We start from the raw sequence: 17,685 nt of genomic DNA, 5'->3' as shown, positions 1-17,685 counted from the left end.
CGGTGCAGGCGCCTCAGGCCGCGTCCTCTTCCAGCGCCTGCCGGATCCAGAGCGCGGCGTAGCGGCCCTTCTGCGACAGCAGCTCTGCATGCGTGCCCGCTTCCTGCACGGTGCCGTTATCCAGCACGAGTATCAGGTTCGCATCCACGATGGTGGAAAGGCGGTGCGCCACGGTAATCACCGTCCGCCCCCGGCCGAGTTCAGCCAGCGAATCGCGGATCCCCGCCTCCGTCTGCGTGTCGAGTGCGGAAGTGGCTTCGTCCAGCAGCAGGATCGGCGGGTTCTTCAGCAACGTCCGCGCGATGCCGACGCGCTGCTTCTCCCCGCCGGAGAGTTTCAGCCCGCGTTCGCCCACCTGCGTGTCATACCCTTCGGGCAGGCTCTCGATGAAATCGTGGATGCGGGCGGCCCGCGCGGCGCCGATCACATCCTCTTGCGTCGCGCCCTCGCGCCCATAGGCGATGTTGTAGAAGATCGAGTCGTTGAACAGGACCGTGTCCTGCGGCACCACCCCGATGGCGGCATGCAGACTCGACTGCGTGACATCGCGGAGATCTTGTCCATCGATGCGGATTGCACCGCTTTGCACATCGTAGAAGCGGAAGAGCAGGCGACCGACGGTTGACTTCCCGGCACCGGACGGGCCGACGATGGCCACCGTCTCTCCCGGAGCGGCGCGGAAGGTCAGGCCCTTCAGGATCGGGCGGGCGGGGTCGTAGCCGAAGTGCACATCGTCGAAAACCACCTCGCCGCCGCTGATGCGAAGCGGGTAGGCATCGGGCGCATCCACGACTTCGGTCGGTTGCTCCAGCAGGTCGAACATCGCCGCCATGTCCACCAGCGCCTGACGTATCTCCCGATAGACGGTCCCGAGAAAGCCCAGCGGCAGGGTGATCTGGAGCATGTAGGCGTTGACCATCACGAAATCGCCCACGGTCAGCGTCCCCGCCTGCACACCGCGCGCGGCCATGACCATGACGATCACCAGACCGGAGGTGATGATGAGCGTCTGACCGGCATTCAGGAACGCCAGCGAATAGGAGGTCTTCAGCGCGGCACGCTGATAGCCCGTCATGGCCACGTCATAGCGCGCGGCCTCACGCCCTTCGGCATTGAAATACTTGACGGTTTCGTAGTTCAGCAGGCTGTCCAGCGCCTTCTGGTTCGCCTCCTGATCCCGGTCGTTCATCTCCTTGCGCATACGGACGCGCCATTCGGTGACGATCGTTGTGAACAGGATGTAGAGGGCGATGACCACCCCCACGACCAGAGTATAGGTCGGGTCGAACACCAGGGCGAGAATGATGCCCACCAGCACCAGTTCAAGGATCAGCGGCCCGATGGAGAACAGCATGAAGCGCAGCAGGAAGTCGATGCTCTTCACCCCCCGCTCCATCACGCGGGACAGTGCACCGGTGCGCCGGGTGATGTGATAGCGCATGGACAGCCGGTGGATATGTTCGAACGTCTCCATGGCGAGGCCGTGCAGCGCGCGCATCCCGACCTTGGCGAAGATCGCGTCGCGCAACTCCTCGAAACCGTCCGACATGAGCCGCGCTACACCATAGGCGACCGTCAGGCCCACTGCGCCCAGCCCAAGCATGCCGAGCGGTCCCGTCACCTCGTGCGACAGGCTGTCCACTGCCGCCTTGTAGAAGAACGGCACCACGACCGAGATGAGCTTGGCCAGTACGAGGATCGCCATCGCGATGACGACGCGCCGCCGGACCCACGGCGTATTCTCCGGCCACAGATAGGGCGCCACACGCCGGATCGTGCGCCACGCGCTGCGGCTTTCGCTCATCGTTTCTGGTGTATGGGACATGGGGGGTTTCCGTCTGGAAGGGTGGCGACACTAGCGGACCGGGCGCCGGAAGGCCAGAGGCACCGGGCCTGCCACACGTGGGGTCACCCCTGCTCCTCTGGGATAGCGCCACTTTCCCCAAGGTTCGCGCCCATGGGCCGGAGGCCGAGGCTCGCCCCGGCGACCCAACTGGCTCTGCGCGGACCCTGGCGCGCATGACCTGCCAAAGCCCCCGGCCTTGCGAGCCGCGAGGCGACACCCTAGGAACAGCGGCGAAAAGCCACCTTCACGGAGCGATGTCATGGCCCGGCCCGAAAAATCCGTCTGCGTCTTCTGCGGCGCCCGTCCCGGAACGCGCGCGCCTTATGCGACGACCGCGGCCGAGATGGGCCGCATGCTGGCCGAGCAGAACTGGCGGCTCGTCTATGGCGCGGGCGACGTTGGCCTGATGGGGGAAGTGGCGCGCGCGGCGCAGATGGCGGGGGCGGAAACCTTCGGCGTGATCCCGGAGCATCTGGTGAAGTGGGAGGTCGGCAAGCGCGACCTGTCCACCTATATCGTCACGTCGAACATGCATGAACGCAAGACGGTGATGTACCAGAACTCGGATGCTGTGGTCGTCCTGCCGGGCGGTATCGGCACGCTTGACGAGTTCTTTGAGGTGTTGACATGGCGCTACCTCAAGCTTCACGACAAGCCGATCTTCATCCTCAATGTCGAGGGTTTCTGGGATCCGCTGGCCCGGCTCATCGACCAGTTGATCGACGAGGGTTTTGCGGGCGCGGAAATCCGCGACTTCTACACGGTAGTGCCAGATGTGCCAAGGCTCGCCGCCAGTTTGCGCGCCGCGCTCGCCTGACGGCGGAGGGCGACGATATAGATCAGCACGGCCAGCCAGATCATCGGGAAGGCCAATGCGTGCGCGTGGGTAAACGGCTCCCCGAACGCCAGTGTCGCGATGAAGAACTGGATGGTCGGGTTGATATACTGCACGACGCCCAGCGTTGACATCGGGATGCGCCGGGAGGCGTAGGTGAACAGCATCAGCGGAATCGCGGTGAGCGGCCCTGTCCCGATCAGCAGAAGCGTCGTGCGCCAATCCGAGCCGAAATGCTCCGCCCCCGGAACCTCCGTATGCGGCAGGATCAGCCAGACCAGCGCTAGCGGGGCCAGAAACATCACCTCCGCCGTCACGGAGACCGTGGCATCGGCGGTGATCTTCTTCTTGGCGAGCCCGTAAAGCCCGAAGCTCACCGCGATGGCGAGCGAGAACCACGGCGCCACCCCAAGGCCGATGGTCAGCGTCAGAACCCCCGTCGCCGCCAGTGCGACGGCGATCCATTGAAGCCATGATAGGCGTTCATGGAACACCACCAGCCCGATCAGGACCGCGACCATCGGAAAGATGTAGTAGCCAAGGCTCGATTCGAGCGCGTGGCCGATCTGGATCGACAGGATATAGACGAACCAGTTCACGCCCATCATCAGCGCGCCGAAAAGGATGAGCCCACCTTCCCGCGAGGTCATCGCGCGCCGAAGGGCGGGGAGCCGACCCTGCACCGCAAGGATGGCGCCGAAGAACACGACCGACCAGAGCGTCCGGTGAGAGAGGATCTCCAGCGCCGGGACATGGGACAGCAGCTTGTAGTAAAGCCCGAGCACCCCCCAGATCACGCTGCTGGAAATGACGGCGATAAGGCCGCGCTGACTGTCCGGCATGGCTCCGGTTCCTCACAGTGGAAAGCCCCCGCGCCTTGGAGCGCGGGGGCCGGGTTGCTTGTCCGACGTCCCGATACGTTCCAACGCTACCGGCTGAAAGTCGGGGTCGATGCTGACCTCAGAGACGGGAGGCCACGTTTTCCCAGTTCACCAGCTTGTCGAGGAAGTTGGTGAGGTAGGCAGGCCGCTTGTTGCGGAAGTCGATGTAGTAGGAATGTTCCCACACGTCGCAGCCCAGCAGAGCCGTCTGGCCGAAGCAGAGCGGGTTCACCCCGTTCTCGGTCTTGGTGATCTTCAGGCCGCCATCGGCATCCTTGACCAGCCAGGACCAGCCGGAACCGAACTGTCCGGCCCCCGCGGCGGCGAATTCTTCCTTGAACTTGGCGACGGAGCCGAAGGCTTCCGTCAGCGCCTTTTCAAGCTCGCCCGGAATCTTCTTGTCCTCGCCCGGACCCATGACTTCCCAGAACAGGATGTGGTTCCAGTGCTGCGAGGCATTGTTGAAGATCCCCGACTGCGCGACGGCACCGGCCTGATAGGTGCCCTTCACGATGTCTTCGAGCGGTTTGGACTCCCACTCGGTCCCCGCAATCAGCTTGTTGCCGTTATCGACATAGGCCTTGTGGTGGATGTCGTGGTGGAACTCGAGCGTCTCCTTGGACATGCCGAGGGATGCGAGCGCATCATGGGCATAGGGAAGATCGGGAAGTGTGAAAGCCATCGAAGACTCCTCTCGCGCTTTGGTGATCGGCAGCAGGAATAAGGCGCGTGCCGCCGGCAAGGTCAAGGAAGAACAGCTTTCCTCCCGCCCGGGTTCCGCATGGCCTCACGAGCGGCGGGTGTAAAGGCCGTCCGCCCCATCAGGGCGTGCGCAGGGAATCGGTCGCCCGAATGTCACGCGTATGACCTTGCTTTCCTCCGCCGGGACAAGGCGCATGGTGCCGAGGCTCAGGAGCGGAGTGCCATTCGCCGCAGGCCTCCGGTTCCCGGCGACGCTCTGAATTGCGCCGAGGATGAGCGGGCGACCGGCGGCGTCCGGGGCAAGCGGGAGGAGCACCATGCGCCGCTCGCACCCGCCTTCGGTGAGGGAGAGTTCGGCGCGTGCCCGGTCGCTCGTCACGGCTTCGAGGCAGGCGGCGATACGCCCGCGTGTGCCCGGTTCAAAGATCGCGCCGAAAGGGAGGCGTTCGGGCTCCTCTCCGGTGAGGGCGGACAGGCTCCTTCCCGCGTAGCGGAAACGCCAGCCCCAGGCGGCATCGCGGGTCAGCAGGAAACAGGCGTGGAGCGCGCCGGCAATGGCCGTCCCCGCAAGGGCGGACCGGGGCGGCAATCCATGAACAGGAAGTTCCCGGCAAGCCTTTTCCCAAGCCATGCGGATAAGATGGACGGGATCGCTCTCGACCCCGTCCATGCGGATGTTACTCATGACACTCGTACTCCAAACCACGGCGCGTTGACGGGTTGGTTGTTGCCAAGCGCAGTCAGCGTCCTTACCGAAACTTTAATACCGCTGTTTGCCGCAGGGCGGCAGCGAAAAGTGAACAAAAGGTTAACCCATGCCGCCTGAGATACCGACGCAAGTTCTGCTCTCCGATGATCCGGGAGGGCGCAGCATCGCGCGTCGCGGCATCCTGCTCATCCTGTCCTCGCCCTCCGGCGCGGGCAAATCGACCCTGTCGAAGCGATTGACAACCTGGGATCCGACCATCGGATTTTCCGTCTCCGCAACTACGCGCCCCCCGCGACCGGGAGAGGTCGAGGGGCGGGAATACTTCTTCCGCACGCGGGATGAATTCGAAGCGATGGTGGCCGCGGGCGAGATGCTTGAGCATGCGGAAGTCTTCGGGAACCTCTATGGTTCCCCCCGAGGGCCGGTGGAGGCCGCGCTTTCGCAGGGCAGGGACATGCTGTTCGACGTTGACTGGCAGGGAGGACAGCAGATTCGCAACTCCGGGTTGGGGGAGGATGTCGTCTCCGTCTTCATCCTTCCGCCGTCCATCAAGGAGCTTGAGCAGCGGCTCCGCGGGCGCGGTCAGGATCCTGACGAGGTCATCTCCGGGCGCATGGCACGCAGTCTGGATGAGATCAGCCGCTGGTCGGAATATGACTATGTGCTCATCAACCGTGACATCGACGCGGCTGAGGAGGAACTGCGCGCCATCGTCACGGCGGAGCGGCTGGAACGGAAGCGGCGGAGGGGTCTGGTGGGATTCGTGCGCGGTCTGAATGAGGAATTCACCCACCGCAACAAGGGCTGAAAAGGGAGAGGGACATGATCTATGCGCTGGATGGCGTGGCACCACAGGTGCCGCCAAGCGGAGACTACTGGATCGCGCCGACAGCGGTGCTCATCGGCGATGTGCTGATCGAGGACGGGGGCTCCGTCTGGTTCGGTGCTGTCCTGCGGGGCGACAACGAGCGCATCACGGTGGGCGAAGGCTCCAATGTGCAGGAGAACGTGGTTTGCCATACCGACATCGGCTTTCCACTGAGCATCGGGCGAAACTGCACCATCGGTCACAAGGCCATGCTGCATGGCTGCACCATTGGCGATTCCACCCTCATCGGCATGGGCGCGACAATCCTGAACGGGGCGCGCATCGGGCGGCACTGTCTTATCGGCGCAGGTGCTCTCATCCCGGAGGGCAAGGAGATCCCGGACGGCAGTCTTGTGATGGGGGCTCCTGGGCGCATCATCCGCCCGTTGGACGAGGAAGCCCGCGCCCGGCTGGACAGGAGCGCGGAAAGCTATCAGGCAAACATGCGCCGCTTTCGCGCGGGCCTGTCGCCGGTCTGACAAGACGGGTTGTCCTGCTTCGGCAGAGCGGATCGGCGGGCAGGGGTTCCGACAGTGCTGGTTGGCCGGCCTTCGACCGTGGCTGCAGGCGAAACCCGCGTCCTGCTCTGCGGGAGGTGGCCATGCCTGGGAGCGCGGCTCCGGTCAGGGAGAGGCAAACCTCACTCGCTGATCCCCCGCCGTTCGGCCACCGCCGCCGTTATCGCCGTTGCGACGGCTATGCTGCCTGAGAGCAGCCGCAACCCCTCATGCTCCGCTTCCGTCAGCATGAGGGATACACGGGCGAGCGCGGCAACGGGGCTGTCTGGCCCGTCCGTCAGCGCAATGATGGGCAGACCGCGTTCCCGGAGGCTGCGTGTCTGGTGCACCGCATCGCGCGAATAGGGCCAGAAGCTCACCACCAGCGCCGCGTCTCCGGGCCGGGCAAGGTCCAGCATCTCATCCTCGATCCCCTGTGCGGTCCCAATGAGCTGCGAGCGGATTTTCATCCGGCCGAAGGTGTAGGCCATGCTGCTGGCGATGGGGAAGGCGCGGCGGCGGGCGATCAGAAAGATGGTCTCCGCCCGGGCCAGCAGGTCCACCGCCGTCTCGAACCGCTCCTCGGTGATGGACTGGCGGGCCGATTCTACGGAGCGGGCGGCCGCATCGAGGAAACCGCCCAGCGTACCCGTGGCGACGGGTGCCTGCGGCTTCTGCAGATAGGGGCGGCGGAAGACGGCCTGCATGTCGCTGAACCCCTCATAACCAAGTGTCTGGGCAAATCGCACCAGAGTGGAGGGCTGCACCCCCGCCGCCCGCGCGATCTCTGCCGTCGTGCCCAGCGCCATTTCCTCCGGCTTTGTAAGGGCAAAGGCTGCCACCTCTCCGAGACGACGGGGCAGGCGTGATTCTCTCGCGCGGAGATGTTCCCGGAGCGTGTCGATATCGCCGGGGGGAGCAAAGGCTGAGGCGGGCTGGGTATCTGTCTTCTTGGGCATGAACTTTAAATGTGAGCGGTATCAGGATGGATTTTGGAATATATATTCCATTTCAGGGTGCCTCACCAGCGCCGATTTCCCGATTTTTAATGCATTGTAGTCCATATATGCACAAATATCGGGCATATATACGCTCCGCCGCTTTCTCTATTGACAGGTTTGGAACGAATTGTCATGTTTACTGCAGAACAAACGTTCCACGCACCAGCCAGGGGAGGGATGGTTCGGGGCGTTGTTCGCCGGCTACGCGCGGTTGGGGAGGTCGCCGTGGCCGGTCTGCTTCCCCGGCACCGTTTGAGGTGTGGGCCAATGGCCCCCTCCGGTGCCGGGGTTCACTCCCTTGCGGGTGTCCCCCTCGCGCAGATGACTGATGGACACGCCCGGCATAGCAGAGCCGTGGCGCTTTCTGGTGTCATCGAACCATCCCCTCCTGACAGATGCCGCTTGCCGGACGGGTTTTCACAAACCTGCCATGTCTTTTCCGTAAGCCCGCGTGTACCGAATCCCAGGAGGTCCTCCGAATGACACTGAAGGCAATTCTCGCAGCGACGATCGCCCTCGTCCCGTTGAGCGTCGAGGCCAAGACCCAGATCAGCTGGTGGCATGCGATGACGGGCGCGAACTCGGAAGTGGTCAACAAGATCGCCAGCGATTTCAATGCCTCACAGTCCGATTACGAACTCCAGCCGGTATTCAAGGGCACCTATCCCGAGACGCTGAACGCCGGCATTGCCGCCTTCCGGGCTGGTCAGTCCCCTGACATCATTCAGGTGTTCGACGTCGGAACGGGCGTCATGATGGCCGCAGAAGGCGCGATCAAGCCGGTGGCGGATGTTCTGACGGATGCGGGCGCGGCATTCGACAAATCGCAATACCTGCCGGGGATCGTGGCCTATTATTCCAAGCCCGACGGGACGATGCTGTCCTTCCCCTACAACTCCTCCTCGCCCATCCTCTACTACAACAAGGACGTGTTCGAGAAAGCCGGGCTGGATCCGAACGCGCCGCCGAAGACATGGAACGAAGTCTGGGACGCTGCGCGCAAGATCAAGGCTTCCGGGGCCGCGCCCTGTGGTTATACCTCCACTTGGCTCACCTGGATTCATACCGAGAATTTTGCGGCCTGGAACAACGTCTCCTTCGGCACCAATGAAAACGGGCTTGCCGGTTCGGACGTGGAACTCAAGATCAACGCGCCGATCTACGTGAACCACTTCCAGGCGATCGCCGATCTCGCCAAGGAAGGGGCGTTCCGCTACGGTGGGCGGACATCGGAGGCCAAGCAGATCTTCCTGTCCGGCGAATGCGGGATCCTGACCGAATCTTCGGGCGGGCTCGGAGATATCGTCAAATCGGGCATGAACTACGGCATCGGTCAGCTGCCCTATGACAGCGATGCGCCCGGAGCACCGCAGAACACGACACCCGGCGGGGCGAGCCTGTGGGTGATGGGCGGCAAGTCTGATGAAATCTACAAGGGCGTCGCGGCCTTCTTCCAGTACCTGTCGCAGACGGAGGTGCAGGAATACCTGCATCAGACTTCGGGCTACCTGCCGGTGACGCTGAAAGCCTATGAGGCGACGAAGGCCAGCGGCTTCTATGACAAGAATCCCGGCCGGGAGACGCCGATCCTGCAGATGATGGGCAAGGCTCCGACGGAGAATTCCAAGGGCGTTCGTCTGGTCAACCTGCCGCAGGTCCGCGACATCGAGAACGAGGAGTTCGAGAAGATGCTCGCCGGTCAGCAGACGGCGCAACAGGCGCTCGATAATGCCGTCGAGCGGGGCAATGCCGCGATCCGTCAGGCGCTGGGCAACTGAGCGCGTAAATGAAGCGGGTCCGTCCGGCGGCGGGCGGACCTTACCGGAGTCCTGAATGAACAGGGTCGTCTTTCCCCACCGGCTGCTGCCCCTCTTGCTGGTCCTTCCGCAACTCGTCATAACCGCGATCTTCTTCTACTGGCCGGCCGGACAGGCGCTCTGGCAGTCCATGCTGCGCGAGGATCCCTTCGGGCTGAAAACCACCTTCGTGGGCTTTGCGAACTTCCGCAGGGTGCTGTCCGATCCCGCCTACCTGAACAGCCTGAAGGTGACCGCGGTATTTTCCGTGGCAACGGCATTCCTGTCGATGGGCATCGCGCTGCTCCTTGCCGTGCAGGCGGAGAAGGTCGTGCGGGGCCGGGGCTTCTATCGAACCATGATGATCTGGCCCTATGCGGTCGCCCCGGCAATTGCCGGGATGCTGTGGCTTTTCATGTTCAACCCCTCCTTCGGCACGCTCGCCTGGCCGCTCCGGCAGATGGGCCTGCACTGGGATCCGCTGCTGAACGGCGGACAGGCGATGACGCTTGTCGTCGCGGCGGCGAGCTGGAAGCAGGTCAGCTACAATTTCCTGTTCTTCGTGGCGGGGCTCCAGGCGATTCCCCGCTCGCTGCTGGAGGCCGCAGCCATCGACGGCGCGCGTCCCATACGGCGGTTCTGGACGATCGTCTTTCCGCTTCTGGCGCCCACGACCTTCTTCCTGCTGGTGGTCAACACGGTCTATGCGCTGTTCGATACCTTCGGCATCATCCATGCCGTAACGGGCGGCGGGCCAGGCAAGGCGACGGAGACGCTGGTTTACAAGGTTTACAACGACGGCTTCGTCAACCTTCAGCTCGGCTCTTCGGCTGCGCAATCGGTGATCCTCATGGTGATCGTCATCGCGCTGACCGCCTTCCAGTTCCGCTACATCGAACGGAGGGTTCACTATGGTTGAGGAACCGGTAGGCTCCACCCCCCGATCCCGCGCCTGGGCGCATCTGTGGATGATCCTGGCCGTCGCGGTCGTGGCGTTCCCGATCTATTACGTCTGGGTCGCCTCCACGCATTCTCTGATGACGATCCTTCGCCCGCCGCTGCCTCTTGTTCCGGGGCCGGAAGCGGTGGAGAACTACCGTGACGCGCTGTCGGGCGGGGTTTCGCGCATCGGCGGGGTCAGCGTGGGGTGGCTGCTGTTCAACACCACCGTGGTGGCTCTGGGTATCGCGATTGGCAAGATCGTGATCTCGCTCGCCTCCGCCTATGCCATCGTGTTCTTCCGCTTCCCGCTGCGCATGGTGTGCTTCTGGGTGATTTTCATCACCTTGATGCTTCCGGTGGAGGTGCGGATTCTGCCTACCTACAAGGTGATGGTGGACCTCAACCTGATCGACACCTATGCCGGGCTGATCCTGCCGCTCATCGCTTCCGCCACAGCGACGCTGCTGTTCCGGCAATTCTTCATGACCATCCCGAACGAATTGCTGGAGGCCGCTCGGGTGGATGGCGCCGGGCCGTGGCGCTTCTTCAAGGATATCCTGCTGCCGCTTTCCTATACCAATATCGCCGCGTTGTTCGTCATCCTGTTCATCTACGGCTGGACCCAGTATCTCTGGCCGCTGCTGGTGACGAATTCCAACGACATGAACACCATCGTTATCGCGCTGAGGAAGATGATCTCCTTCGCCGATGCGGATACCCCCTGGCACCTTGTGATGGTGACCGCGGTCCTGGCCATGCTGCCTCCGATCCTCGTGGTCGTGCTGATGCAGCGGTGGTTCGTGAAGGGCCTCGTCGAGACGGAGAAATAATGGCCCGCATCACCCTATCCGACCTGCGCAAATCCTACGGGCCGCAGGAGGTCATCCATGGTGTCTCAATCGACATCGCGGATGGCGAGTTCATCGTGATCGTCGGCCCTTCCGGCTGCGGCAAGTCCACGCTGCTGCGCATGGTCGCTGGACTGGAGAGGATCACGGGCGGCACCGTTTCCATCGACGGCCGTGTCGTCAACGATCTGGAACCGCGGGAGCGGGACATCGCCATGGTGTTCCAGAACTACGCGCTCTATCCGCATATGAGCGTGCGGGACAATATGGCTTACGGGCTGAAGATCGCTGGGCTGTCGAAGGCGGAGATCGCGGAGCGTGTGAGCCGCGCCGCGAAGATGCTGGAGCTGGAGCCGTATCTTGACCGCAAGCCGCGCCAGTTGTCGGGCGGTCAACGGCAGCGCGTCGCGATGGGGCGGGCGCTGGTGCGCGATCCGGCGGCCTTCCTGCTGGATGAGCCGCTTTCCAACCTCGATGCAAAGCTGCGCGTTCAGATGCGCCTGCAGATCAAGGAGTTGCAGCGCACCGTCAACACCACCACGCTATACGTCACCCACGATCAGGTTGAGGCGATGACGTTGGCCGACCGTCTGATCGTGATGAATGCCGGTGTGGCGGAGCAGATCGACACCCCCATGGCGATCTATGACAGGCCGGCCACGGCTTTCGTCGCGGGTTTCATCGGCTCGCCCGCAATGAACCTCCTGCCCGGGACTGCTGCCGCGGGTGGTGTGCAGCTTCCCGGCGGTGGCCTTCTGCCGCTGGCCGACACCGTGCCTGCCGGTCCGCTGACCTTTGGTCTCCGGCCGGAACATGTGCGGCTGGTGGGGGAGGATGCGCCAGGTCTCGATGTCACCGCCTTTGCCGTGGAGACGCTGGGGGCGGATGCCTATGTCCACGCGCGCCTGCCGGGTGCGGGGCCGGAGGTGCCCGGCTTCGTCGTGCGGCTTCCCGGGCATACGCGCGTGGCGGAAGGGGACAGGCTCCGTATTGCTGCCGCGCCGGGCGAGGCCCATTTCTTCGACAGCGAGACCGGCCGCCGCCGCGAACCCTGACCCCTTTCAGGGGCCGTCAGCCGATAGGGGACGGGCATTCTGCCGGAGCCGGCTCCGCCAGACGGGGCGGATCGCGATAGTCGTGCTCCCCGCCCTTCGGGTCCGTCACGACATGGCGTCCCGGTTCCGCGCCTTCCGCGACATAGCCCGGTCCGATCGGCACCTTGCCGTAGCCGCCGGGAATGTCGAGCACGTAGATCGGCAGGCAGTGACCGGAGAGCCGCCCGCGCAGCTCCGCCATCAGCTTCTGCCCCTCGCCTATCGTCGTGCGGAAATGCCCCGTGCCGCGTGCAAGGTCGCAATGGTGGAGGTAGTAGGGCTGCACCCGGTTGCGGACCAGCCCGCGGAACAGGGCCTCCAGCGTGTCGGCATCGTCGTTCACGCCGCGGAGCAGGACGCTCTGCGACCGTAGGACGATCCCCGCGCCCGCAAGGCGAGAGAGCGCACCCGCCGCCTCCGCGGTCATCTCAGCCGGGTGGTTTGTATGGACGACGACCATGACCTGAGGCCGGATCTTCAACGCGCCGAGCAGGGCGTCGTCGATCCGTTCCGGGGCCACCACGGGAACGCGGGTGTGGAAGCGGATGATCTCCACATGCGGGATAGCGGCGATGCGGGAGAGGATCTGCCCGATGCGCCGGGCGGACAGGACCATCGGGTCGCCCCCCGTCAGGATCACTTCCCAGATCGCCGGATGCTGGGCCACATAGGCCAGCGCCGCCTCCACCTCCGCCTCGGTCAAGGTGCCGGCGCCGCCCACCGCCTCCCGTCGGAAGCAGAAACGGCAATAGACCTCGCAGGTCTGGGTGATGTGGAGGATGACCCGGTCGGGGTAGCGGTGCGTGAGCCCCTTTACCGGGCTGTGGGCCGCATCGCCTATGGGGTCGGCCAGTTCCTCCGGCCGGATGGTCAGCTCTGCCGTCGTGGGCACATACTGCAGCGCCACCCCTGGCGCCGCCGTCTCGCCCAGCGATTGTTGCACGGCGGGGGTAAGACGGATGCGGAACGCCTCCGCCACCGGAGCCAGGGGCGCCTCCAAAGCTTCGGGGATCAGCCCTTCGCTGCTAAGATCGGCCAGGGTGGTGAGCGCGCGGGCAGGGCGGGAGGACATCGGTGCGGACCTGTCTGGAAAGGGCAGAGCTTATCCTCCCGTCGGCTTCCAAAGGCAAGTATCCGGCCCCGCCCGGATAAAGCCGTGACAGCGCACGCTCCGCTATGGGATCTTTCACCCTCCCCGGTCTAGGATGCCGCCGACTCGCTGTCGGGTTTGGCGGCGACAAGGGGAGAAGGAGCAGGGAATGGACAGGCCGGAGATGAAGGATGCTGCGCAGCGCCTTTCGGCAGAGGGTAAACCCGGCAGCACGGGGGCGGACAGTCTCTGCGACACGCTTCTGGCAGCCGGGGTCGATACCTGCTTTGCCAACCCCGGCACATCGGAAATGCATTTCGTGGCCGCGCTTGACCGCAAACCGGCGATGCGCTGCGTGCTCGGCCTGTTCGAAGGCGTGGTGACGGGCGCCGCGGACGGATATGCCCGTATGGCCGGCAAACCGGCCACGACATTGCTTCATACCGGGCCGGGGCTCGCGAACGGGCTGGCCAACCTGCACAACGCGCGTCGGGCGCGCACGCCGATGATCAACGTCGTGGGGGATCACGCGGGCTATCACCTCGCCCTTGATGCGCCGCTCACCAGCGATATCGACAGCCTCGCGCGGCCCATGTCGAACTGGGTGCGCCGGGTCAGCCACGGCACCGTTTCCCGCGATACAGCCGATGCGATCGTTGCCGCGCGGGGAGAGCCGGGCGGTATCGCCACGCTGATCCTGCCGGCGGACGTGGCCTGGGGGCCGTCTGACGCGGCCCTTGTGACACCTGCCGCGCCGCGCCGCCCGCGCGTTCCCTCCGCCGCGGTAGAAGCCGCTGGCCGTGCCCTTCGCAGCGGCAAGAAGGTGCTTTTGCTCCTTGGTGACAGCGCGCTGCTGGCCGATCCGCTGGAGGCCGCCGGACGTATCGCCGAGGCGACGGGTGCGCGGCTGATGGCCGAACAGTCGAACCGCCGCATCGCGCGCGGGGCGGGGCGGGTGGATATCCCATGCAGGCCCTATCCGGTCGATCTCGCTCTGAAGGCAGTGGAAGGGGTGGAGGTGATGATCCTCGTCGGCGCACGTGCGCCGGTCGCCTTCTTCGCCTATCCTGGCAAGCCGGGGAGCCTCGTGCCGCCGGGCTGCGAGGTGCTCACCCTCGCCGAACCCGGTCAGGACATGCTGGAGGCGCTGGAGGGCGTTGCGAGCGCCCTCTCGCTCCCGGCGTCCGCGCGGGCGAAGCTCTCTCCGTTCTCTCCGCCTGCTCTGCCGGAGGATGACGGTGCGCTGACCCCGCGCGCGATTGCACAGGCGGTCGGCGCGCTGCTGCCCGAAGGCGCCGTCATCATCAACGAGGCGATCACCTCGGGGGCGGAGATCGCTCCGCTGACGGCCTCCGCCGCGCCGCATGACCTGCTTGCGTTAACCGGCGGTGCCATCGGCGAGGGTCTTCCGATGGCGACCGGGGCCGCCATCGGTGCGCCGGGGCGGAAGGTGATCGCCATGCAGGCGGATGGCAGCGGCATGTACACCGTTCAGGCCTTGTGGACGCAGGCGCGGGAGCGGCTGAACATCGTCAACATCATCTATGCCAATCGCGAATATGCCATTCTGCGGGGGGAACTTGCGAATGTCGGCGCCGGCGCGCCGGGCGTGAATGCCACGCGGATGCTCGATCTGGGCAATCCCGATATCGACTGGGTGACGCTGGCGGCGGGCTTGGGTGTGGAGGGCGCACGGGTGGAGACGCCGAAAGCCTTCAGTGCCGCGCTCCGCGCCGCCCTGTCGCGCGAAGGTCCGTTCCTGATCGAGGCGGTGATCTGATCGGGATGGTGATCTGATCGGGATGGTGATCTGATCGATACCGGCAGACCGGCCCGATGATCCCGGCAACGCGGTCCGGTTTGCAGCCTGATCGCGCGCCGTTCGTGGGCCGCCTTCCCTTGGCGCGCATTGTCCTGTCAGTCGTCGTCCGCTTCGGCCGGGGGGGGATCCCCGGCTGTCCGGGCGAGCGGATGGCGGGTCAGGACCAGTTCCTTCAGCCGCTCCTCCACCACATGCGTATAGATCTCCGTGGTGGCGAGGTCGGCATGGCCGAGCAGGGTCTGGATCACCCGCAGGTCAGCCCCGCGCTCCAGCAGATGGGTGGCGAAGGCGTGGCGAAGCGTGTGAGGCGTGACCTGAGCGGGATCGACGCCCGCCGCCACGGCGAACCGCTTGATGAGCGTGTGGAAATGGATCCGTGTCAGGTGCCCTTCGCGCCCGAAGGAGGGGAACAGGTAGCGGGAGGGCGCACGGCCCGCCAGCCTCTCGCTTTCCTCCCCTGCGTCGCGGTGGGCGAGCCAGGTGATCAGCGCCTCCCGTGCGGGGGTGGAGAGCGGCACCATCCGCTCCCGCCCACCCTTGCCGCGGACCAGCAGCATCCGCGGATCGCCACGGGCACCGGAAACGGGCAGACTCACCAGCTCCGAGACGCGCATCCCCGTCGCATAGAGCACTTCCATGAGGCAGGCGTTGCGGAGCCGCTCCCCCTCCGTCTTGCCGAAACCGCGTGCGGCGTCGAGCAGCCGCTCCACCTCCGCCACGCTGAGGGTGCCGGGCAGACGCTGATCCCGGCCGGGGCCTGTGATGCGGATGGCAGGGTGATCCTCGCGCAGACCGTCATCGACGGCGAAACGGTAAAGCTGACGGATCGCGGCCAGCCGCCGCGCGCGGGTGGCGCGGGACAGGCCCTGCGCCTCGCAGAAGACGAGATAGTCCTCCACATCGGTGCGGCCCGCGGTCAGAAAGTCCAGCTCTCGCCGCGCGAGCCAGCCCGCAAAATCCTTCAGATCCCGTCCGTAGGCGAGACGCGTGTTCCGGGCCGCGTCGCGCTCTGCCGCCTCGGCCTCCAGAAAGGCGGAGATCCAGCGCTCCATCAAGGTGAGTCGGGCGGGCTTGCCGTTCATCCCCGGCGATCCAGCAGAATGAGCTGCAGCCCGATCCGCCGCGCGTCGTCCTCCAACCCCACGGCGCGGAGCGTGGCCAACCCTTCCGTTACCGCCCGAAGATCGCCGCTCGCCCCCGCGCGAACCCGCAGGAGGGCATTCATCACGGCCTCGCCGCGCCTTTGCCAATCGAGCATCCCCTTCAGGTCGGCGGGAACCGCGTCGGCGCGCAGCCCGTCGCGGACCGCGCCCGCCATACGGTCCGGCGGGACGACACCACGCAGGCTGCCCGCGGCCACGCCTTTCAGGAAAGCCTCCATTGCGCCGTCCGGCGCGCGGACCCGGGCGTTCTTGGCATAGGCATCGGTGAGCAGGCCCATGCGGTAAGCCGTCGCCGCAGCCTCGCCCTCCAGTGTCAGGGCAACCACGCGGTCGCCGAACATGGCGGACAGCGGCACCTCCAGCTCGCTCTGCGCAAGCAGATCCCACCCCTGCGGAAGAATGAGCGAGAGCGGGCCGGTATCGCCTGCCTCGGCTTCCGTGAGGGCGGTGTCGAGCTGCTGCACGATCCGCACCCGGTCCCAGACCCCGCCGGAGGCCGCGGCGCGCTGCTCCGTGTAAAGGCCATGGAGGGCATTCGGGTCGAGCGCACCCGTCCGGGCGAGACGCTCGCCGGCCTCGATACGCGCCTTCCATCCGGTGTTGTTGCGCAGATCGGCGGTGGCGAAGGCCAGCGGCAGCGAGCCGGAGGGGATGGCCTCGCCCACCGCCTCGAACAGCCGCCATTGCAGCGGCGTCGGGCGGGAGGGCGGCGCGAGCGGGGCGCTTTCCTCTGCCATTTCCGGTTCGAGGAAACGGGTCAGCAGCTCTCCGTCATAGGCGTCGATCTCCCCCAGCGCGAGGCCCGCCTGCAACGTGGTCATCGCTGCGGCCCAGTCCTCCCCGCGACCGAGGCAAAAGACACGCGCGGCCAGCCCCGGCGCGAGCGAAGGGTGGCTCAGCATCTCCGGGCAGGTACGGTCCTCCTGTCCTGCCAGCAACGAAAGCTCGAACCAGCGGCGGAAGCTCTGCGGCGTATCGGCGCCTTCGCGGTCGAGCAAGGCCAGCGCCTGCTCCGTCGCGCCGAGGTCCATCAGCTTGTCGATCCGGGCAAGGAACAGCGCCGCGTTGCCATCGGAATCGACCGGCGGGTTCAGCTCGGCCAGAAGGATGCGGAACAACGTCTCATTCGCGGCCGGCAGCGCATCGACCGGCTGGGCCGCGATCAACCGCGCGAGTTCGGCGGAGGGTGTGATCCCCCAGAAATCCCGCGGCAGTTCCGCCCGATCCGCATCGACCAGACCGGCGGCGTCGGCATTGGTGCCCGGCAGCGGCGCGACGCCGATCTCCACCGGAGCCGCGGGCCGGGGCTGATCGGTCACGGGCGGAGCCGGCGGACGGGAGACGCTCTGGGAGAGCCAGTCGATCGCCGAGAGCGGCTGCTCTGCCCGGGCGGGAAGCGCTGCCGTCAGGGCAAGCATGGCGATGAGCGGCAGGCGCCGTATCTCAATCGACATTCAGCGTCACCGGCTGTGTGACCTGTGCCTGCAACGGGGTCAGCGATCCCGGCAGGTAGGACCAGCCGACGAGGCCGAGAAAGCCGAGGATGAGGATGACCGCGACGGTCTTCAGAAGGATGGTCATGGGATTCTGT

General features: G+C 65.5%; 17 protein-coding genes. 8 read left to right on the top strand and 9 right to left on the bottom strand.

Annotation, left to right across the window (positions count from 1 at the left end):
* Positions 1-13 precede the first annotated feature (13 nt).
* The gene (locus CDV49_RS02035) at positions 14-1,825 is read right to left on the bottom strand and encodes an ABCB family ABC transporter ATP-binding protein/permease (protein ID WP_088213896.1); all 1,812 of its coding nucleotides are present in this window, start codon (positions 1,823-1,825) and stop codon (positions 14-16) included.
* Between the two features lie 280 nt (positions 1,826-2,105).
* Between CDV49_RS02035 and CDV49_RS02030 the strand changes: the two genes are divergently transcribed.
* Positions 2,106-2,663 carry an LOG family protein gene (locus tag CDV49_RS02030; protein WP_088213895.1) on the top strand — a complete coding sequence of 186 codons (558 nt, stop codon included), beginning with the start codon at positions 2,106-2,108 and terminating at the stop codon, positions 2,661-2,663.
* Here CDV49_RS02030 and rarD read toward each other — a convergent pair.
* The 3 genes from rarD to CDV49_RS02015 form a co-directional block, all read right to left on the bottom strand.
* Positions 2,603-3,523, bottom strand: a complete 921-nt coding sequence (rarD, locus tag CDV49_RS02025; protein ID WP_088213894.1) for an EamA family transporter RarD — start codon at positions 3,521-3,523, stop codon at positions 2,603-2,605. The genes CDV49_RS02030 and rarD overlap by 61 nt on opposite strands.
* A gap of 118 nt (positions 3,524-3,641) precedes the next feature.
* Entirely contained in the window at positions 3,642-4,244 is a 603-nt protein-coding gene (locus tag CDV49_RS02020) for a superoxide dismutase (RefSeq protein WP_035740913.1), read from the bottom strand.
* A gap of 105 nt (positions 4,245-4,349) precedes the next feature.
* Positions 4,350-4,949, bottom strand: a complete 600-nt coding sequence (locus tag CDV49_RS02015; RefSeq protein ID WP_088213893.1) for a PAS domain-containing protein — start codon at positions 4,947-4,949, stop codon at positions 4,350-4,352.
* A gap of 187 nt (positions 4,950-5,136) precedes the next feature.
* Between CDV49_RS02015 and gmk the strand changes: the two genes are divergently transcribed.
* Positions 5,137-5,781, top strand: a complete 645-nt coding sequence (gene gmk / locus CDV49_RS02010; RefSeq protein WP_088213943.1) for a guanylate kinase — start codon at positions 5,137-5,139, stop codon at positions 5,779-5,781.
* 14 nt (positions 5,782-5,795) lie between these two features.
* Positions 5,796-6,320: a gamma carbonic anhydrase family protein gene (locus CDV49_RS02005; protein WP_088213892.1), complete on the top strand. Its 525-nt coding sequence runs from the start codon at positions 5,796-5,798 to the stop codon at positions 6,318-6,320.
* 161 nt (positions 6,321-6,481) lie between these two features.
* Here CDV49_RS02005 and CDV49_RS02000 read toward each other — a convergent pair whose 3' ends face one another.
* Positions 6,482-7,297 carry a MurR/RpiR family transcriptional regulator gene (locus CDV49_RS02000; protein ID WP_088213891.1) on the bottom strand — a complete coding sequence of 272 codons (816 nt, stop codon included), beginning with the start codon at positions 7,295-7,297 and terminating at the stop codon, positions 6,482-6,484.
* A gap of 521 nt (positions 7,298-7,818) precedes the next feature.
* On the opposite strand from CDV49_RS02000, the gene ugpB reads away from it, so the two are divergent.
* Genes ugpB through CDV49_RS01980 form a run of 4 tightly spaced genes read left to right on the top strand, consistent with a single transcriptional unit; the run spans position 7,819 to position 11,980 of the window.
* Positions 7,819-9,117 (top strand): sn-glycerol-3-phosphate ABC transporter substrate-binding protein UgpB, encoded by a 1,299-nt coding sequence (gene ugpB / locus CDV49_RS01995; RefSeq protein WP_088213890.1) that lies wholly within the window; start codon positions 7,819-7,821, stop codon positions 9,115-9,117.
* 55 nt (positions 9,118-9,172) lie between these two features.
* The gene (ugpA, locus tag CDV49_RS01990; RefSeq protein WP_088213889.1) at positions 9,173-10,054 is read left to right on the top strand and encodes a sn-glycerol-3-phosphate ABC transporter permease UgpA; all 882 of its coding nucleotides are present in this window, start codon (positions 9,173-9,175) and stop codon (positions 10,052-10,054) included.
* Complete coding sequence (gene ugpE / locus CDV49_RS01985) at positions 10,047-10,907, top strand: sn-glycerol-3-phosphate ABC transporter permease UgpE (protein ID WP_088213888.1); 861 nt, start codon at positions 10,047-10,049, stop codon at positions 10,905-10,907. The genes ugpA and ugpE overlap by 8 nt, the downstream gene beginning before the upstream one ends.
* Positions 10,907-11,980: a sn-glycerol-3-phosphate import ATP-binding protein UgpC gene (locus CDV49_RS01980; RefSeq protein ID WP_088213887.1), complete on the top strand. Its 1,074-nt coding sequence runs from the start codon at positions 10,907-10,909 to the stop codon at positions 11,978-11,980. Before ugpE ends, CDV49_RS01980 begins: the two co-directional genes overlap by 1 nt.
* A 16-nt stretch (positions 11,981-11,996) precedes the next feature.
* Here CDV49_RS01980 and CDV49_RS01975 read toward each other — a convergent pair whose 3' ends face one another.
* Complete coding sequence (locus CDV49_RS01975; protein WP_088213886.1) at positions 11,997-13,091, bottom strand: lysine-2,3-aminomutase-like protein; 1,095 nt, start codon at positions 13,089-13,091, stop codon at positions 11,997-11,999.
* Between the two features lie 187 nt (positions 13,092-13,278).
* Here CDV49_RS01975 and CDV49_RS01970 point away from each other — a divergent pair, with 187 nt between their 5' ends.
* Positions 13,279-14,889 (top strand): acetolactate synthase large subunit, encoded by a 1,611-nt coding sequence (locus CDV49_RS01970; protein ID WP_256947200.1) that lies wholly within the window; start codon positions 13,279-13,281, stop codon positions 14,887-14,889.
* A 137-nt stretch (positions 14,890-15,026) separates the two neighbouring features.
* Here the strand turns inward: CDV49_RS01970 and CDV49_RS01965 are convergent, their stop codons facing one another.
* The 3 genes from CDV49_RS01965 to CDV49_RS20390 are packed head-to-tail and all read right to left on the bottom strand — an operon-like array spanning position 15,027 to position 17,675.
* Positions 15,027-16,013, bottom strand: a complete 987-nt coding sequence (locus CDV49_RS01965; protein WP_256947199.1) for a tyrosine recombinase — start codon at positions 16,011-16,013, stop codon at positions 15,027-15,029.
* Complete coding sequence (locus CDV49_RS01960; RefSeq protein ID WP_088213885.1) at positions 16,010-17,548, bottom strand: hypothetical protein; 1,539 nt, start codon at positions 17,546-17,548, stop codon at positions 16,010-16,012. The genes CDV49_RS01965 and CDV49_RS01960 overlap by 4 nt, the downstream gene beginning before the upstream one ends.
* Entirely contained in the window at positions 17,538-17,675 is a 138-nt protein-coding gene (locus tag CDV49_RS20390) for a hypothetical protein (protein WP_179209093.1), read from the bottom strand. Before CDV49_RS20390 ends, CDV49_RS01960 begins: the two co-directional genes overlap by 11 nt.
* Positions 17,676-17,685 lie beyond the last annotated feature (10 nt).

This window comes from Haematobacter genomosp. 1 (assembly GCF_002196855.1).
Lineage (GTDB): Bacteria > Pseudomonadota > Alphaproteobacteria > Rhodobacterales > Rhodobacteraceae > Haematobacter.
Note: the sequence above shows the minus strand (reverse complement) of the source record. Positions and strands in the feature narration are given on the sequence as shown.

Bases quoted from the DNA above. Each gene is read 5' to 3' on its own strand.
- CDV49_RS02035 (WP_088213896.1), bottom strand. From the start codon at position 1,825: ATGTCCCATACACCAGAAACGATGAGCGAAAGCCGCAGCGCGTGGCGC.
- CDV49_RS02030 (WP_088213895.1), top strand. From the start codon at position 2,106: ATGGCCCGGCCCGAAAAATCCGTCTGCGTCTTCTGCGGCGCCCGTCCC.
- rarD (WP_088213894.1), bottom strand. From the start codon at position 3,523: ATGCCGGACAGTCAGCGCGGCCTTATCGCCGTCATTTCCAGCAGCGTG.
- CDV49_RS02020 (WP_035740913.1), bottom strand. From the start codon at position 4,244: ATGGCTTTCACACTTCCCGATCTTCCCTATGCCCATGATGCGCTCGCA.
- CDV49_RS02015 (WP_088213893.1), bottom strand. From the start codon at position 4,949: ATGAGTAACATCCGCATGGACGGGGTCGAGAGCGATCCCGTCCATCTT.
- CDV49_RS02005 (WP_088213892.1), top strand. From the start codon at position 5,796: ATGATCTATGCGCTGGATGGCGTGGCACCACAGGTGCCGCCAAGCGGA.
- CDV49_RS02000 (WP_088213891.1), bottom strand. From the start codon at position 7,297: ATGCCCAAGAAGACAGATACCCAGCCCGCCTCAGCCTTTGCTCCCCCC.
- ugpB (WP_088213890.1), top strand. From the start codon at position 7,819: ATGACACTGAAGGCAATTCTCGCAGCGACGATCGCCCTCGTCCCGTTG.
- ugpA (WP_088213889.1), top strand. From the start codon at position 9,173: ATGAACAGGGTCGTCTTTCCCCACCGGCTGCTGCCCCTCTTGCTGGTC.
- ugpE (WP_088213888.1), top strand. From the start codon at position 10,047: ATGGTTGAGGAACCGGTAGGCTCCACCCCCCGATCCCGCGCCTGGGCG.
- CDV49_RS01980 (WP_088213887.1), top strand. From the start codon at position 10,907: ATGGCCCGCATCACCCTATCCGACCTGCGCAAATCCTACGGGCCGCAG.
- CDV49_RS01975 (WP_088213886.1), bottom strand. From the start codon at position 13,091: ATGTCCTCCCGCCCTGCCCGCGCGCTCACCACCCTGGCCGATCTTAGC.
- CDV49_RS01970 (WP_256947200.1), top strand. From the start codon at position 13,279: ATGGACAGGCCGGAGATGAAGGATGCTGCGCAGCGCCTTTCGGCAGAG.
- CDV49_RS01965 (WP_256947199.1), bottom strand. From the start codon at position 16,013: ATGAACGGCAAGCCCGCCCGACTCACCTTGATGGAGCGCTGGATCTCC.
- CDV49_RS01960 (WP_088213885.1), bottom strand. From the start codon at position 17,548: ATGTCGATTGAGATACGGCGCCTGCCGCTCATCGCCATGCTTGCCCTG.
- CDV49_RS20390 (WP_179209093.1), bottom strand. From the start codon at position 17,675: ATGACCATCCTTCTGAAGACCGTCGCGGTCATCCTCATCCTCGGCTTT.